Origin of the sequence: Pseudomonas sp. SC3(2021) (genome assembly GCF_019856535.1) — a bacterium.
Lineage (GTDB): Bacteria > Pseudomonadota > Gammaproteobacteria > Pseudomonadales > Pseudomonadaceae > Aquipseudomonas > Aquipseudomonas monsensis.
This window is the reverse complement of sequence record NZ_CP082236.1, coordinates 4,688,926-4,706,426: the sequence shown is the minus strand read 5'-3', so window position 1 is coordinate 4,706,426 and position 17,501 is coordinate 4,688,926. Positions and strand designations below refer to the sequence as shown.

Sequence of the window (17,501 nt, the reverse complement as noted above, 5' to 3'; positions counted from 1 at the left end):
GAGGTAAGGCTGATGGCGGTGCAGATTGCAGTGATCGATGACTGGCAGGACGTCGCCCGCGACGTGGTTGACTGGTCGGTACTCGAAAGCGTGGGTGAGGTGACGTTCGAGCATGACTACCCGGCGGACAATGCCACACTCGCCGAGCGTCTGGGCAAGTACCAGGTGATCTGCGTGATGCGCGAACGGACGCGCTTCGACGAAGACCTGCTCGACCGTCTGCCCCACCTCGAACTGCTGGTGACCGGTGGCATGCGCAATGCCGCGCTGGACATGCCGGCGGCGGCCAAACGGGGAATCCGCGTCTGCGGCACCGACAGCTACAAACACGCGGCGCCGGAACTGACCTGGGCCTTGATCATGGCCGCCACGCGCAATCTGCTGAAGGAAGCCAATTCCCTGCGCGCCGGCCACTGGCAGCAGGGTCTGGGTGGCGACCTGCACGGCAAGACCCTCGGTATTCTTGGCCTGGGCAGCATCGGCCAGCGCGTGGCGCAATTTGGCCAGGCGTTTGGCATGCGGGTAATCGCGTGGAGCGAGAACCTTACAGCTGAGCGCGCACAGCAGGCCGGCGTAACGTATGTGAGCAAGCAGGCACTGTTCGAGCAGGCCGACGTGTTGTCGGTGCATCTGGTGCTCAGTGAACGCAGTCGCGGGCTGGTCGATGCCCAGGCGCTGGACTGGATGAAGCCGACGGCGCTGCTGGTCAATACGGCACGCGGGCCGATCGTCGATGAAGCGGCACTGATCAAGGCGCTGCAAAAACAACGCATCGCCGGGGCGGCGCTGGACGTGTTCGATGAGGAGCCACTGCCGGCCCTGCACCCGTTTCGCACACTGGACAATGTGCTGGCGACGCCCCATGTGGGTTATGTCAGTCGGCAAAACTATGAACAGTTCTTTTCGCAGATGATCGAGGACATTCAAGCGTGGGCGGCGGGCAAGCCGATTCGCCTGTTGAACTGAGTCTATCTGTTGGTCCTGTTGTGAGCTGGCCATCGCCATCACCAGCAGGCTCTCTCCTACATTTGAAATACCTTTTCTTGTAGGGATGAGCCTGCTCGCGATGGGGCCAGAACAACCACCCCATCAACAAAATGTACGCACCACAACAGTGCGCCCGCCTTTCCCGCTAGCACATAATCGTGACCACCCAGTCACCGTTTTGGCTCCTGCCTGCAAAAAAAACTGCACTTCGTCGGTGCGTTTTTCCTCTTAAACGAGGGTTACCGTTCGCGGCAAACCGATTGTCGAACAATTTACCCATTTGCTCTGGCCCGCTCTAGGATCTGGCCTAGACTGGTTTTCGCGGGGCCAGACCGGCCGGTCACATCACAGCAAAATAATCGAAACTTTTGCTGAAGGCGGCAGGTCATCTGAAAGGCAGGGCGAACACGGCTGGTTCATTCCTTGCAATGGCCTCGTCACCCATTCTGCTTGCGCGTGTTGGGTAGCTTTGCTCACCGATGCGTGGCGCGTTTGCGCCCAGCCACAGGACGTGGTCATGGACATCACTTGTTCAAGACAAGAATCAGATCAACAAGACGGGAGAGTCATATGATCAGTGCGGCATTGGATATTCAGGGAGAGCGTGCTCAGTCAATTGGTGAAGCGAGCACTGTCAGCGTTCCCGGCAGCCGATCGATCAACGTCCCCGGCACCAAGACACTGACTCCGTTAGCGAGCCAGAATCCCAACAAGAAGAAAGTGTTGTTCGTAACCTCGGAAATCGCCGACCTGGTGAAAACCGGCGGTCTGGGTGACGTCTCTGCCGCCCTGCCCCGCGCCATGGCGCACCTGCACGACGTGCGCGTGCTGATCCCCGGTTACCCGCAGGTGATGCACAGTGAAAACCCGATCCACATCATCGGCGAACTCGGCGGGCATGCCGCGCTGCCCCCGTGCAAGATCGGCCGTATGGACATGCCTGACGGGCTGGTGATTTACGTTCTGATCTGCCCCGAACTCTACGAGCGCGAAGGCTCGCCGTACGGAGCCAATAACGGTCGCGACTGGCCGGACAACCACATTCGCTTCGCCCGTCTGGGTCTGGCCGCTGCCGACATCGCTGCCAACCTCGCACAAATCCACTGGTGCCCGGATCTGGTGCACGCCCATGACTGGCCCGCCGGTCTGGCGCCTGCTTATATGCACTGGCGCGGGCAGCGCACGCCGACGCTGTTCACCATTCACAACCTCGCGTATCAAGGCGTGACCAGCCTCGGATCCTGCCCGGAACTCGGTATCCCCACCCATGCCCTGCAACAGGAAGGCATGGAGTTTTACGGCAAGATGTCGTTTCTCAAGGCCGGCATGGCGTATTCGAGCCACATCACCACGGTCAGCGCCACCTATGCGCAGGAAATCACCACCCCGGACTTCGGCTGCGGCCTCGACGGTTTCCTCGCCGCCAAGACCCAGCAAGGTTTGCTCAGCGGCATTCCCAATGGCATTGACGAGAGCTGGGATGCGGCCACTGATCCGCACCTGTTCGCGCCGTTCGCCATCGGCGACTGGGAAGGCAAGGCTGTCAACGCCGCGCATGTGCGTGCGTTGTTCGGCCTTAACGACTCCACCGGCCCGCTGTTCGCCGTGGTCTCGCGTCTGGTCTATCAGAAAGGTCTGGACCTGACCGAAGCGGTGTCCGAATACATCGTCCAGCAAGGTGGCCAGATCGCCATCATCGGCCGTGGCGAACCGGAAGAAGAGCAAGCCATGCGCGAACTGGCGCTGCGTTTCCCCGGCCAGATCGGCGTGCGTATCGGCTTCAATGAAACCGACGCCCGTCGCATGTTTGCCGGCAGCGATTTCCTGCTGATGCCTTCGCGTTACGAGCCCTGCGGCCTGAGCCAGATGTATGCGCAGCGCTTCGGCTCACTGCCAGTGGCGCGCAATACCGGTGGCCTGGCCGACACCATTGAAAACGGCGTGACCGGTTTCCTTTTCGACGAGTCCACCGCCGACAGCTATCGCGAAGCCCTGAGCCGCGCCTTCAAGGTGTTTGCCTTCCCGGAGCTGCTCAATGCCATGCGTTGCCGGGCCATGGCCGCACCGTTCAACTGGTGCAAGGCGGTTGAACCCTACGCCGAACTGTATGAGCAACTGGTCGCCAAGGCGCTGGGTAAAGCCCACCACAAATAAAAGGAAGCGTTGACAATGCCGTTACGGTCCCCTGAAACCTGGCCCCACGGCGCGATCATGCAGGATGCCGAACACACGCAATTTGCGCTGTGGGCCCCGGATGCGTTTTACGTCAGTGTCGAACTGGACAACGGACAATCCCTGCCGATGCTGCCACAGGCAGACGGCTGGTTCGTGATCAAGGTCCGTTGTCCGGCGGGCACCCGATACCGCTACAACATTGATGGCGAACTGGAGGTGCCCGACCCGGCCTCCAGGGCGCAGGATGGCGATATTCACCGCCACAGTGTGGTGGTCGACCCGCTGGCGTACGCATGGCGACACGGTGACTGGCAGGGTCGGCCGTGGAGTGAAGCGGTGATTTACGAGTTGCACGTCGGTGCGCTCGGTGGCTTTGCCGAAGTCGAGCAGCATCTGGCTCGCCTCGCCGCCCTGGGCATCACCGCCATCGAACTGATGCCGCTGGCGCAGTTTCCCGGTGATCGCAACTGGGGTTACGACGGCGTTCTGCCCTACGCGCCGCAAGCTTCCTACGGCACTCCGGAACAACTCAAGCATTTGATCGACAGCGCCCACGGCCACGGTCTGGCGGTGATTCTTGATGTGGTCTACAACCACTTCGGCCCCGATGGCAATTACCTGCACCGCTACGCCAAGGGCTTCTTCCGCGAGGACAAGCACACCCCGTGGGGGGCGGCGATCGACTTTCGACGCAACGAAGTGCGCGACTTCTTTATCGAAAACGCGCTGATGTGGCTCCTCGAATACCGTTTCGACGGCTTGCGCCTGGACGCCGTGCATGCCATCGAAGACCCGGACTTTCTCAGTGAGATGGCCCGGAGTATCCGCCAACAGATCGACCCGACGCGGCATGTCTGGCTGACCGTGGAAAACGAGCTCAACCAGTCCAGCCTGCTCGAATACGACTACGACGCCCAATGGAACGACGACGGCCATAACGCCCTGCACGTGCTACTGACCGGCGAGACCGACGCGTATTACGCCGACTACGCGCTGCAACCCACCGAGCAACTGGCCCGCTGCCTGAGTCAGGGCTTTGTCTTTCAGGGCCACATCACCCGTCACGGCGAACCCCGAGGCGAGCCCAGCGAACACCTGCCCTCCACGGCATTCGTGTTGTTCCTGCAGAACCACGACCAGATCGGCAACCGCGCCTTTGGCGAGCGGCTGCATCAACTGGCCGATCCGCGTGCGGTACAAGCCGCTACCGTGCTGTTGCTGCTGTCGCCGATGATTCCGCTGATGTTCATGGGCGACGAGTTTGCCGCCGAGCAACCGTTCCTGTTTTTCACCAGCCATCACGGTGAGCTGGCAGATCTGGTGCGCGAGGGCCGGCGCAATGAGTTCGCCGCCTTCAGCGCGTTTACCGATCCCCATCAGCGTGAACGGATCCCCGACCCCAACGCCGAACAGACCTTCCACGCGTCGCAGCCACGGCTGATCGGCAGTGGCACCGCACTGCAACAGCAAACCCTGGCGCTGTACCGCCAACTGCTGCAATTGCGCCATCAATACATCATCCCGAACCTGTCCGGCACCCAGGCGCTTGGCGCGCACATACTCGGTCACGCAGCGGTCAGTGCGCGCTGGCGCCTGGGCAATGGCAGCGAGCTACGAATTGACCTGAACCTCAGCGATACGCCAGTGGTCAACCCTGCACAGAGCGACACCGTGTGGCTGTTTCAGCAACCACCCGCCGTCGCCCTGTCGGATCCGGGCCTGTTGCCCGCGTATTGCGCGCTTGTCAGCCTCACGGCCGCAACCCCTTTGCAACCTCTGGATGGAGAGCGCCTATGAGCGATGCGCAACTGGAAATTCTGGCCAGCCGGGCCGGCCTCGCCGTCGACTGGATCGACGCCAACGGACGCCCGCAAAAAGTCGCCCCGGCGGTGCTGCGCAATGTCCTGATCGGCCTGGGCCACCCGGCCAGCACCGCGCAGGAAATCGACGCCAGCCTGCTGGAGCTGCAACAAGTGCAGCAAGACCGCCACCTGCCGCCGCTGCTGACCAGCGACGTCGGTGTCGGGCTTGATCTGGCGCGCTATTTCGCGCCGCACACCCCGTGTGAAATTCACCTCGAGGACGGTTCCCGGCTGACCCTCAAACTCGATGGCGAAGCGATTTTGCCCGGGCTGATTCCGGTCGGTTATCAGCAAGTGCACATCGACGATCAATTCTTCACCCTGGCGGTGGCGCCGGAGCGCTGCTACAGCGTCGGCGATGCGCTGGGAAACCCGATCCCCCGTGCCTGGGGCCTGAGCGTGCAGCTGTATTCGCTACGCCGACCCGGCGATGGCGGCTTCGGCGACACCCAGGCCCTGGAAGAGCTGGCGCGGGTGGCCGGCGAACGCGGTGCGGACGCCCTGGCGATCAGTCCGCTGCATGCGATGTTCAGCGCCGACACTGGCCGCTACAGTCCCTATTCGCCGTCCAGTCGCTTGTTCCTCAATTCGCTGTATGCCGCACCGGGGGCGATTCTCGGCGAACGGGCGCTGCGCGATGCGATTGACGCTGCAGATCTGGCGGAGCAGTTCGCGCACCTCGAAGACCTGAAACTGATCGACTGGCCGAGCGCCGCCGAGGCCAAGCATAAGCTGCTGCAAGCGTTGTATGACGGTTTTGTCGCCGGTGATCACCCGTTGCACCCGGACTTCGCCAGCTTCCGTCATGCCGGTGGCGAAGCGCTGGAAAACCACTGCCGCTTCGAAGCCATTCAGGAAATGCGCGCCGCCCGTGGTGAGAGCCTCGACTGGCGGCAATGGCCCGAGCACTGGCACGACCCGCGCGGCGCCGCGCTGGAAGCGTTTGCCGAAGAATACGCCGAGCGCATCGGCTACTTCGCGTTCTGCCAATGGCTGATCCACCGCTGCCTCGAACGCGCCCAAACCGCAGCGCGCAGTGCTGGCATGAGCATCGGCCTGATTGCCGATCTGGCGGTCGGTGCCGACGGCGCCGGCAGTCAGGCCTGGAGCTTTCAGGATGAACTGCTCGCCTCGCTCACCGTGGGCGCGCCGCCAGACATTCTCAACCGCTCCGGACAGGGCTGGGGGATTTCCGCGTTCTCGCCCGAAGGGCTGATCCGCAACGGTTTCCGTGCGTTCATCGACATGCTGCGGGCCAATTTCGCCCACGCCGGCGGCCTGCGCATCGACCATGTGATGGGCCTGCAACGCCTGTGGGTGATCCCCAACGGCGCAGCGCCTGCCGACGGCGCCTACCTGTATTACCCGGTGGACGATCTGCTGCGCCTGCTGAGCCTCGAATCCCATCGCCATCAGGCCATCGTCCTCGGCGAAGACCTCGGCACCGTGCCCGACGGTCTGCGCGAAAAGCTCAGCGCACGCTCGATGCTCGGTATGCGCGTGTTGCTGTTTGAACAGGACAACACCTACTTCAAACCGATTCTCGACTGGCCGGACAATGCGCTGGCCACCACCAGCACCCACGACCTACCGACACTCAATGGCTGGTGGCATGGCCGCGACATCGACTGGAACGCACGGCTGGGTTTCGTCGATGCCAACGGCGAAATCGAATGGCGTCATCACCGCCAGCGCGAGCGTGAAGGTTTGCGCAATGCGTTGAGCCAGGACCCGCAGAACTTCCGCGAGGAATCCCACGAAGCCGATCAAGTGGTCGATGCCAGCGTGCGCTTCCTCGGCCACACCCGCGCGCCCCTGGTGTTGTTGCCCCTCGAAGATGCACTGGGCATCAATGAACAGGCCAACCTGCCGGGGACGATCGACACCCACCCGAACTGGGCGCGGCGTCTGCCCGCCACCAGCGAAGCGTTACTTGACGCTGCCGACGCCGCACGACGCCTGGAATTGCTGGCCTGCGCGCGTCTCCAGGCTGCCGAGCGTGACCAATGAGCCCGACGCAAATCCAGCCATTGCGCGCAACCCTGCGCCTGCAATTTCATAAAGGCTTTACCCTGGAGCAGGCGGTGCCGCTGGTGCCGTATTTCGCCCGCCTCGGCATCAGCCACATTTACGCCTCGCCCCTGCTCGCGGCCCGGGCCGGTTCAATGCACGGCTACGACGTGGTCGACCCGACCCAGGTCAATCCGGAACTCGGCGGCGAACCGGCGCTGCGGCGCCTGGTCAGCACCCTGCGCGAACACAACATGGGGCTGATCCTCGACATCGTCTCCAACCACATGGCCGTCGGCGGCAGCGATAACCCGTGGTGGCTGGACTTGCTCGAATGGGGACGCTTGAGCCCTTACGGCGAGTTCTTCGACATCCAGTGGCATTCGCCGGACCCGCTCATGGAAGGCCAGCTGCTGCTGCCGTTTCTTGGCAGCGACTACGGCGTCGCCCTGCAGGAAGGCACGCTGAAACTGTTGTTCAATCCGCAGCGCGGCAGCTTTTACGTCGAACACTATGATCATCACTTCCCGATCTGCCCGAGCGATTACGCCGAGCTGCTCAAGTCGCCGCAAGCCCTGAAGTCTCTGGCCGAGCGGTTCAGTACCCTCAGTTACCAAAGCGACGCCCATGCGCTGGCCATGCCGTTGAAAGACGAGTTGCGAGAACTGGCGACTGAACCGTCGATCCTTGCAGCGATTCACGACACCCTCAAGGCTTACGACTCGACCACTGAAGCGGGCTTTCAAAGGCTGCATCAATTGCTCGAACGACAAAGCTATCGGCTCGCCAGCTGGCGGACCGCTGCCGATGACATCAACTGGCGACGCTTTTTCGACATCAATGAGCTCGGTGGTCTGCGCGTCGAACGTCCGGCGGTGTTCGACGCCACCCACGGCAAGATTTTCCAGTTGATCGGCGAAGGCCTGATCGACGGTTTACGCATCGACCACATCGACGGCCTCGCCGATCCCCGGGGTTATTGCCGCAAGCTGCGCCGGCGCCTCGACCTGCTCGCGCCGGGCCGGCATCTGCCGATCTACGTCGAGAAGATCCTCGGTGCCGGCGAAACCCTGCACCGTGACTGGGCCGTGAACGGCACCACCGGTTACGAGTTCATGAACCAGTTGTCGCTGCTGCAACACGATCCGGACGGCGAACACGTCCTCGGTGAGTTGTGGCAACGGCGCACCGAACGCCCCGCCGCGTTTATCGAAGAAGCGCAACTGGCGCGCCAGCAGATCCTCAACGGCTCGCTGGCCAGTGACTTTGAAAGCGTTGCCCAGGCCCTGCTGCAGGTGGCCCGCGATGACCTGATGACGCGTGATCTGACCCTCGGCGCGATCCGCCGGGTGTTGCAGGCGTTGATCGTGCACTTTCCGGTGTACCGCACTTACATTGGCGCTATGGGCCGCTCCGCGCAGGATGAGGTGTTTTTCCAGCAGGCCATGGACGGTGCCCGGCAGACCCTCGGCGAAGGCGACTGGCCGGTGCTCGACTGTGTGGCCGCATGGCTCGGTGGCACGCCGTGGCGGCGCAAACCCCGCGGGCGCTCGCGCAAGATCCTCAAGCATGCGTGCGTACGCTTCCAGCAATTGACCTCGCCGGCGGCGGCCAAAGCCGTGGAAGACACCGCGCTGTACCGCTCCGCGGTGCTGCTGTCGCGCAATGACGTCGGCTACAACACCGAGCAGTTCAGTGCACCGCTCAGCGATTTCCACGCGGTCAATCAGCAACGCTTCGCCGAGTTCCCCGACAACCTGCTGGCCACCGCCACCCATGATCACAAACGCGGTGAGGACACCCGCGCACGGCTCGCCGTGCTCAGCGAACGCAGCCATTGGTACGCCGAGCAGATCGAGCTGTGGCGCGCCCTCGCCCGGCCGGTGCGCAGCGACGATCAACAGCCCTCGACCGGCGATGAACTGATCCTCTACCAAGCGTTGCTCGGCAGTTGGCCGCTGGAACTGCGCGAAGGCGATCAGACGGGTTTGGCCGACTACGCCAAACGCATCTGGCAATGGCAACAGAAAGCCTTGCGCGAGGCCAAGCTGCAAAGCAGCTGGAGCGCACCGAACGAAAGCTATGAGCACGCCGCCCGGTCCTTCACCGAAAAACTGCTGACGGGGGCTGAAGGTGAGCTGTTGCGTGCGGCGCTGATCAAGACCGTCAACAACATCGCTGCGGCCGGCGCGCTCAACAGTCTGGCGCAAACCTTGCTGCGCATGACCGTGCCGGGGGTGCCGGATCTGTATCAGGGCAACGAGTTCTGGGACTTCAGCCTGGTCGATCCGGACAACCGTCGGCCGGTGGACTACGCCGCGCGGGCGCAGGCGTTGCAGGCACCTGCACCGGTTGAGCAAATGCTGTCGAATTGGCGTGACGGGCGCATCAAGCAGGCGTTGATCGCCGAGGTGCTCAATCTTCGTGCCGAGCATGCCGAGCTGTTTCGCCGGGGTCGTTATCAGGCGCTGGAAGTGCTCGGCAGTCAGGCGCACAACGTGCTGGCGTTTGCCCGTGAACACCAAGGGACGTACGCCATCGTGATCGTCCCGGTGCGCTGCGCGACGCTGCTGGAAAACGGTGCTATCCCTCAGGTCAATGCGCTGCGCTGGGGCGATACGCGGGTGGTTTTACCGTTCGCCGCCTCCGACACAAACCTGAAGGGACTTTTTCAAAGCGCCGAAGTCACAAAAAACAGGGAGCTGAATGTCAGCGAAGCGCTGGGGGATGTCCCGGTCAATCTCTTTATCCAACACTTAACGTAACGACGAGTTCAGTTCAGGAGCATTGCGATGAGTACCGACGATAAACGCATCCGCGAGTTCGCCTATCAGATCTGGGAATCAGAGGGTAAACCTGAAGGCCACGAAGCACGCCACTGGGAGATGGCACGCAAGCTGGCTGAAGCCGAGGCTTTGGCGCCGAAGAAATCGCCGAAAGCCGCCAGCAGCAAAACCGCCGGCAAAGGCGTTGACACCAAGGCCCCGGCGGCCAAGCCCAAGGCACCAGCGGCAGCTAAAGCCAAGCCGGCCAGCGCCGCCAAGGTCGTGCCGCCGGGTGAAAAAGCCGCCGAGAAAAAGCCCCGGGCCCCACGCAAGCCCCCGGCCAACTGACACACCCGGATTATTGAATTGAACGACCGTGTGGCGAGTTCGCTCGCCACCGAGGGCCAACTCGTCCTCAAGAAACCTCAAATACCCCTGTCAGGGAGAGAAATCTGTGGCGACGGGATTTGTCCCCGATCAGTCGCGCAGCGGTCCCAAAACAGCAACGGTGATGTGTCAGACATCCCGCGCGCACTGGTTTTGCGACTGCTTTGCAGCTGATCGGGGCGGTGCGACGTTTCGCTAAATCCCCTCGCCACCGATGCTGTTCCCACAGTTGATCAGTTATTCGAACCAACCCGATTTGCAGGAGCAATCATGTCCAGTCCAAAGAAAGCCGAGCCCGCCGCGCACACCGAGCCGTCCAGAATCCGTGAAGGTCTGCCCTTCCCGCTCGGTGCGACCTGGGATGGCCTGGGGGTGAACTTTGCGCTGTTTTCCGCCAACGCCACCAAGGTCGAACTGTGCATCTTCGACGATACCGGCGAAGTCGAAATCGAACGCATCGAGCTGCCGGAATACACCGACGAGATCTACCACGGCTATCTGCCCGATGCACATCCGGGGATGATCTACGGTTACCGCGTGTACGGCCCGTATGACCCGGCCAACGGTCATCGCTTCAACCACAACAAATTGCTCATCGACCCCTACGCCAAGCAATTGGTCGGCGAGTTGAAATGGTCCGAAGCGCTGTTCGGCTACACCATCGGCCACCCCGATGCCGACCTGAGTTTTGACGAACGCGACAGCGCGCCCTTCGTGCCCAAGTGCAAGGTCATCGACCCGGCGCACACGTGGGGCAACGATCACCGCGTGAGCGTGCCGTGGGACAAAACCATCATTTACGAAACCCACGTGCGCGGCATCAGCATGCGTCATCCGTCGGTGCCGGAAAACGTGCGGGGCACCTTTGCCGGTCTGATGGTCGATGACGTGCTCGAGCACATTCGCAAGCTCGGCGTGTCGTCGGTCGAACTGTTGCCGATCCACGCGTTCGTCAATGACCAGCACTTGCTGCACAAGGGCATGACCAACTACTGGGGCTACAACAGCATCGCGTTTTTCGCCCCGGACCCGCGCTACCTGGCCAGCGGCAAGATCGCCGAATTCAAGGAAATGGTCGCGCACCTGCACGAAGCCAACCTCGAAGTGATCCTCGACGTGGTCTACAACCACACCGCCGAGGGCAACGAGCAAGGCCCGACCCTGTCGATGCGCGGTATCGACAACGCCTCGTACTACCGGCTGATGCCCGACGACAAGCGCTTCTACATCAACGATTCCGGCACCGGTAACACGCTGGACCTGAGCCACCCGTGCGTGCTGCAAATGGTCACCGACTCGCTGCGCTACTGGGCCAGCGAGATGCACGTCGACGGTTTCCGCTTCGACCTGGCGACCATCCTCGGCCGTTATCACGACGGTTTCGACGAGCGTCACAGCTTCCTCGTTGCCTGCCGCCAAGACCCGGTACTGCGTCAGGTGAAAATGATCGCCGAACCGTGGGACTGTGGCCCCGGCGGCTATCAGGTGGGTCATTTCCCGCCGGGCTGGGTCGAGTGGAACGACAAGTTCCGCGACACCGTGCGCGCGTTCTGGAAAGGTGACGACGGCCAGGTCGCCGACTTCGCCAGTCGCATGACCGCCTCCGGCGAGATGTTCAACCAGCGCGGACGGCGGCCGTATTCGTCGGTGAACTTCATCACCGCCCATGACGGTTTCACCCTCAACGATCTGGTGTCGTACAACGACAAGCACAACGAGGCCAACGACGAGAACAATCAGGACGGCAGCAACAACAACCTGTCGTGGAACCACGGCGTCGAAGGCCCGACCGACGATCCGCAGATCAACGCGCTGCGCCATCGACAGATGCGCAACTTCTTCGCCACCCTGTTGCTGGCGCAAGGCACGCCGATGATCGTCGCCGGTGACGAGTTCGCCCGTACGCAGGACGGCAACAACAATGCCTACTGCCAGGACAGCGAGATCGGCTGGGTCAACTGGGACCTGAGCGAAGACGGCAAGGCCCTGCTGAAATTCGTCAAACGCCTGATCAAGCTGCGTCTGGCGTATCCGATCCTGCGTCGCGGACGCTTCCTGGTCGGTGAGTACAACGAGGACATCGGCGTCAAGGACGTCACCTGGCTCGCGCCGGATGCGACCGAAATGACCACCGAGCACTGGCATGACGCCCATAACCGTTGCCTGGGCATGTTGCTCGATGGCCGTGCCCAGGAAACCGGAATTCGCCGCAAGGGTGGCGACGCGACCCTGCTGCTGGTGGTCAACGCGCACCACGACATCGTCAACTTCACCCTGCCGGAAGTGCCTGACGGCGGTTTCTGGACCTGCATGATCGACACCAATCAGCCGTCGATCCGAGGTCAGGAACGCTTCGAATTCGGGCATGAATACTCGGTCACCGGCCGTTCGCTGCTGCTGTTCGAACTGCAACGTGATGAAGAAGACTGATATGGATCTGCAACGCTACCTCGCCCGCCGCCCGCCGGATTATCCCGACACCGTCGCCCTCGGCAGTTGCCTGCGGGCGATGGTCGAGGCCGGTCTGGACCGGCTGCCGTTACCGGGCAGCGGGCACACGCTGGAACGCTTTCAGCGCCTGGCCCAGGTCGGCGGACATGATCTGGGGCTGTGTAAACTCTATGAGGGCCACACCGACGCACAGGCGATCATCGAACAACTGGGCGGCACGCCAACACCCGGCAGTACGTGGGGGATGTGGGCGGCCGAGCCGCCGCAGGCGCGCGTCAAGGTCACCCCCGCCGGGCACATGGGGTTGCTCAACGGACGCAAGGCCTGGTGCTCCGGTGCCTCGGTGCTCAGCCATGCCTTGCTCACGGCGTGGGACAGCAACGATCAGCAGCAACTGGTGGCCGTGGCCCTTGATCAACCCGGGGTGCGCATTACCGATCAGGGCTGGCACGCCGTGGGTATGGGTGCCACCGGCAGCGTCGAAGTCGTGTTCGAAGACGCCGAGGGTCAGGCCATCGGCCGTCCTGGCGACTACCTGCAACGGCCAGGCTTCTGGCAGGGCGGGATCGGCATTGCCGCGTGCTGGTACGGTGCCGCGCGGCAGCTTGCCGAGTCGCTGCGCCAGCACTGCGCACAACGCGAAGAACCTCACGCCCTCGCCCATCTGGGCGCGGTCGACAGTGCATTGCAGGCCGCCGCCGATGTGTTGCGCTTCAGCGCGCTGCAAATCGACGCGCATCCCGAAGCCAACGCCGAACTGCTCGCCCGCCGTGCCCGCGCCGTGGTCGAGCAGTCGGCCGAGTCAGTGATCCGCGAAGTCGGCCGTGCGCTCGGGGCCGGGCCTTTTTGCAAGGATCGGCATTTCGCCGGCCTGGTCGCCGACCTGCCGGTGTTTCTGCGCCAAAGCCACGCCGAACGCGATCTGGCCGCCCTCGGTCAATTGGTCACCCGGCAAGCCGACGAGGTCTGGTCGCTATGAGAAGCAATCCGATCGTCGGCCAGGGCACGTCACTGCATCAGTGGCAGGGTTCACGCCGTTTGGCCGAAGTGCCGGGCATAACCGTCGAAGAACTGGTGCCGCCCGGTGCACGCGCTGTGATCGTCGCCCCGCACCCGGACGACGAAGTGCTCGGTTGCGGTGGATTGCTGCAATTGCTCGCCACAGCGGGCCGTTCGATGCAGTTGATTTCCGTCACCGACGGCAGCGCCAGCCACCCCGGTTCGCAACGCTGGCCGGTGGAACGCCTCAGCGTCGTGCGTCCGCAGGAATCGGCCGAAGCCCTGCGCCGCCTCGGCTTGCCGATGCACAGTCTGAAGTGGCTGCGTGGTGGCTTCACCGACACCTTGGTGGCCGCTCAGGAACAGGCGCTGAGCGCTTTCATTGAAAGTCATTTGCGCGCCGACGATGTGCTGTTCACCACATGGCGCGAAGATGGCCACAGCGACCACGAAGCGGTCGGCCGCGCCAGCGTCGATGCCGCCCGCCGTGTCGGTGCGACCTGTCATGAATTACCGGTGTGGACCTGGCACTGGGCCGCGCCGGAGGACGCCGGCGTGCCGTGGCACCGGGCGCGCAAGATCCTCCTGACACCGGCCGAGGTGGCGCGCAAACGCCATGCGGTGCACGCCTTCGCCAGTCAACTGGAGGGCGACCGCGACGCCGGCCTGGCTCCGGTGTTGGCGCCCTACGTGATTGATCGCCTGCTGCAACCCTTCGAAGTGGTGTTCCTGTGAGTGTCGACGATCGCTATTTCGACGGCCTGTTCGCCGGCAACGATGACCCGTGGGCGTTTCGCCAACGCTGGTACGAGCAACGCAAACGCGCGATCACCCTCGCCGCGCTGCCACGTCCGCACTATCGGGCGATCTTCGAGCCGGGTTGTGCCAATGGCGAGCTGAGCGCCGAGCTGGCCGGGCGTTGCGATCGTCTGTTGTGTTGCGACACTGCGAACGCGGCGGTGAATCTGGCGCGTACCCGATTGAGCCTGTTCGACCATGCCGAAGTCCGTCAGAACCGTCTGCCCGGCGACTGGCCGGAGGAAAAATTCGACCTGATTGTATTTAGCGAAATCGGCTACTACCTCGACCGTGCCGATCTGACAGAAGTGATCCGGCGGATCAGTGATTCCCTGACGGCCGACGGACAACTGCTGGCCTGCCACTGGCGCCCGCCCATCGAAGGCTGTCCGTTGAACGCCCGGCAGGTCCATGACCTGATCCACGAACACCTGCATCTGCCGCGCCTGGTGCTGCATCAGGAAGCGGATTTCATCCTCGAGCTGTGGAGCCGCGAACCGCGCTCGGTCGCAGCATTGGAGGGCTTGCGATGATCGGCATTCTGATTCCCGCACACAACGAAGAAGCGCTGCTCGACGAGAGCCTCAGCGCCGCCCTGCGCGCCAGCAAGCACGGACTGCTCGCTGGCGAACCGGTGGAAGTGCTAGTGGTGCTCGACAGTTGCACCGACCGCTCGGCGCACATCGTCAGCCAATACCCGGTGCTGAGCCTGCACATCGAGGCGCGCAATGTCGGTCAGGCCCGGGCTGCCGGGGCGCACATGTTGCTGGAGCGCGGCGCACGCTGGATCTCCTGCACCGACGCCGACAGTCGTGTGGCCGATGACTGGCTGGTGGCGCAGTTGGGCCTCGGGGCAGACGCCGTGTGTGGCACGGTGACGGTCGAGCGCTGGGACGAATCCTTCGACGAGGCCGCGCAAATTCGTTACCACCGTCACTACCGGGCCTGCGACGGCCATCGGCACATTCATGGTGCCAATCTGGGCATCAGCGCCGACGCCTATCGCTGGGCCGGAGGCTTTAAACCGCTGGCTTGCGACGAAGACGTGCAATTGGTACGCGAACTGGAACTGTCCGGGGCGAACATCGCCTGGAGCCATCGCCCGCAGGTCCGCACCAGCGCCCGCCTCGACAGCCGGGCACGGGGAGGATTTGGTGACTATCTGCGACATCTGGCACACCTGGAATAAAAAAAACCGGATCAGATCAATCTGCGACGCGACGAATTTCACTTCATGGGCAATACTCTGCTGCGCGGCAATCCAGGGTTCGGAGCGTCGCATGGCAAACAATCCGCCTTCACGGGTCGGACGGCGGCCACGCCACCGACTGAGGGCCAGACACAACAAGGACGTCGCACCCATGAAACCGTTATCCCTCAGCGAAAACAGTCCCTCGGCGCAAATCTGGAACAGCGCCGCCCAACTCGACAACATTCCCGTCATCAATACCCATAGCCTGGTGCCCGCCGGCGCCCGTGCGGTGGTGATTGCCCCGCACCCCGGCGATGAAGTGGTCACCTGCGGTGGCCTGCTGCAATTGCTCGCCGGCCTTGGCCACCCGTTGCAATTGCTGTCGATCACCGACGGCAGTGCCAGCCATCCCGGCTCCCGACAATGGTCGGAAAAACGCCTGAGCGTGTTCCGCCCCCAGGAAAGTGTCGAAGCCTTGCGCCGCCTCGGCTTGCCGATGCACAGCCTGAAATGGGTGCGCGGCGGCTTCACCGACAACGCCCTGCGCGAAAAGGAAAACGAACTGGTGGCCTTCATCGGCCGTTACCTGCGCCCCGGCGATGCCGTGTTCAGCACCTGGCGCGGGGATGGCAACGACGATCACGAAGCGGTCGGCCACGCCGCCGCCAGAGCCGCAGAACTGGCCGGTGCGACCTTCCACGACGTACCGGTCTGGGCCTGGCACTGGCCGGAGCGCGACCATGCACTGATTCCCTGGGAACGCGCGCGCAAACTGCGCCTCGACACCTGGACCGTCGCGCGCAAAAGCCACGCCACCCACGCCTACGCCAGCCAGCTCAAGGGCGAACCGGCGATCGGCATTGCGCCGATGTTGCCGCCGGTGATCCTCGAAAGAATGCGCCTGCCCTACGAAATCGTCTTCGTCTGAGCCCTGCAAAAAACTCTCAGCCCGACCCAATATCCTGTAGACGTTGCCGAAGGCGGCGCCTGCAGGTGTTTGCGCGAGCAATTGGAGGAACTGCCAGCCACCCGCATCAGTCGCATGTACAGGAAGACAGAATTCAGAGGAGCGAACGTGTCCAGCGATCCCAAGCGTCATGTGGTCGACGCGCCAGTCATTCATCGCCTGCGGGTGCTCACGGTCAATACCCACAAGGGCTTCACCGCGCTGAACCGGCGCTTCATTCTCCCGGAATTACGCGAGGCGGTGCGCAGTACCTCGGCCGATCTGGTGTTTTTGCAAGAAGTGGTCGGCGAACACGAGCGGCATTCGAACCGCTACAACGAATGGCCTCAAACCTCGCAATACGAATTCCTCGCCGACAGCATGTGGAGCGATTTTGCCTACGGGCGCAACGCCGTCTACCCCGATGGTCATCACGGCAATGCATTACTGTCCAAATACCCGATCCGCGAATACCGCAACCTTGATGTGTCGATCACCGGTCCCGAACGCCGTGGCCTGCTGCACTGTGTGCTGGATGTGCCGGGGCATGCCGAAGTCCATGCGATCTGCGTGCATCTGAGCCTGCTGGAAAGCCACCGCCAATTGCAGTTGCAACTGCTTTGCCAGTTGCTCGAATCGTTACCCGACGATGCACCGGTCATCATCGCCGGAGACTTCAACGACTGGCAGTTGCAGGGCAACGCCGCCCTCGCCCGGCGTGACTACCTGCATGAAGCTTTCGAACGCCATCACGGGCGCCCGGCCAAGACCTACCCGGCACGATTTCCATTACTGCGACTGGACCGGATCTACCTGCGCAATGCCAGCAGTCACGCCCCGAAGATCCTCGGCAACAAGCCGTGGACGCACCTGTCGGACCATTTGCCGCTGGCCGTAGAAGTGCATTTGTAATGGTGCTTGCGGCAATA

General features: G+C 62.9%; 13 protein-coding genes. All 13 read left to right on the top strand.

What is annotated here, in order from left to right:
* Positions 1–12: 12 nt before the first annotated feature.
* The 13 genes from K5Y35_RS21010 (at position 13) to K5Y35_RS20950 (ending at position 17,484) form a co-directional block, all read left to right on the top strand.
* Entirely contained in the window at positions 13–966 is a 954-nt protein-coding gene (locus K5Y35_RS21010) for a D-2-hydroxyacid dehydrogenase family protein (RefSeq protein ID WP_222832826.1), read from the top strand.
* 591 nt (positions 967–1,557) lie between these two features.
* Positions 1,558–3,141: a glycogen synthase GlgA gene (gene glgA / locus K5Y35_RS21005; RefSeq protein ID WP_123469042.1), complete on the top strand. Its 1,584-nt coding sequence runs from the start codon at positions 1,558–1,560 to the stop codon at positions 3,139–3,141.
* 15 nt (positions 3,142–3,156) lie between these two features.
* Positions 3,157–4,959 carry a malto-oligosyltrehalose trehalohydrolase gene (treZ, locus tag K5Y35_RS21000; protein ID WP_222832825.1) on the top strand — a complete coding sequence of 601 codons (1,803 nt, stop codon included), beginning with the start codon at positions 3,157–3,159 and terminating at the stop codon, positions 4,957–4,959.
* Positions 4,956–7,034, top strand: a complete 2,079-nt coding sequence (gene malQ, locus K5Y35_RS20995) for a 4-alpha-glucanotransferase (RefSeq protein WP_222832824.1) — start codon at positions 4,956–4,958, stop codon at positions 7,032–7,034. Before treZ ends, malQ begins: the two co-directional genes overlap by 4 nt.
* Positions 7,031–9,799 carry a malto-oligosyltrehalose synthase gene (locus K5Y35_RS20990; protein WP_222832823.1) on the top strand — a complete coding sequence of 923 codons (2,769 nt, stop codon included), beginning with the start codon at positions 7,031–7,033 and terminating at the stop codon, positions 9,797–9,799. Before malQ ends, K5Y35_RS20990 begins: the two co-directional genes overlap by 4 nt.
* A 27-nt stretch (positions 9,800–9,826) precedes the next feature.
* On the top strand, positions 9,827–10,147 hold the full coding sequence (locus K5Y35_RS20985; protein ID WP_128614259.1) for a DUF2934 domain-containing protein: 321 nt from the start codon (positions 9,827–9,829) through the stop codon (positions 10,145–10,147).
* 309 nt (positions 10,148–10,456) lie between these two features.
* Positions 10,457–12,616 (top strand): glycogen debranching protein GlgX, encoded by a 2,160-nt coding sequence (glgX, locus tag K5Y35_RS20980; RefSeq protein ID WP_222832822.1) that lies wholly within the window; start codon positions 10,457–10,459, stop codon positions 12,614–12,616.
* Between the two features lies 1 nt (position 12,617).
* Entirely contained in the window at positions 12,618–13,616 is a 999-nt protein-coding gene (locus K5Y35_RS20975; RefSeq protein WP_186746847.1) for an acyl-CoA dehydrogenase, read from the top strand.
* Positions 13,613–14,371 carry a PIG-L deacetylase family protein gene (locus tag K5Y35_RS20970; RefSeq protein ID WP_222832821.1) on the top strand — a complete coding sequence of 253 codons (759 nt, stop codon included), beginning with the start codon at positions 13,613–13,615 and terminating at the stop codon, positions 14,369–14,371. The genes K5Y35_RS20975 and K5Y35_RS20970 overlap by 4 nt, the downstream gene beginning before the upstream one ends.
* On the top strand, positions 14,368–14,967 hold the full coding sequence (locus tag K5Y35_RS20965) for an SAM-dependent methyltransferase (protein WP_222832820.1): 600 nt from the start codon (positions 14,368–14,370) through the stop codon (positions 14,965–14,967). The genes K5Y35_RS20970 and K5Y35_RS20965 overlap by 4 nt, the downstream gene beginning before the upstream one ends.
* Positions 14,964–15,623 carry a glycosyltransferase gene (locus K5Y35_RS20960; protein ID WP_128614263.1) on the top strand — a complete coding sequence of 220 codons (660 nt, stop codon included), beginning with the start codon at positions 14,964–14,966 and terminating at the stop codon, positions 15,621–15,623. The genes K5Y35_RS20965 and K5Y35_RS20960 overlap by 4 nt, the downstream gene beginning before the upstream one ends.
* A gap of 172 nt (positions 15,624–15,795) precedes the next feature.
* On the top strand, positions 15,796–16,554 hold the full coding sequence (locus tag K5Y35_RS20955; protein WP_128614264.1) for a PIG-L deacetylase family protein: 759 nt from the start codon (positions 15,796–15,798) through the stop codon (positions 16,552–16,554).
* A gap of 147 nt (positions 16,555–16,701) precedes the next feature.
* Entirely contained in the window at positions 16,702–17,484 is a 783-nt protein-coding gene (locus K5Y35_RS20950; protein ID WP_128614265.1) for an endonuclease/exonuclease/phosphatase family protein, read from the top strand.
* The last annotated feature ends 17 nt before the right edge of the window (positions 17,485–17,501 follow it).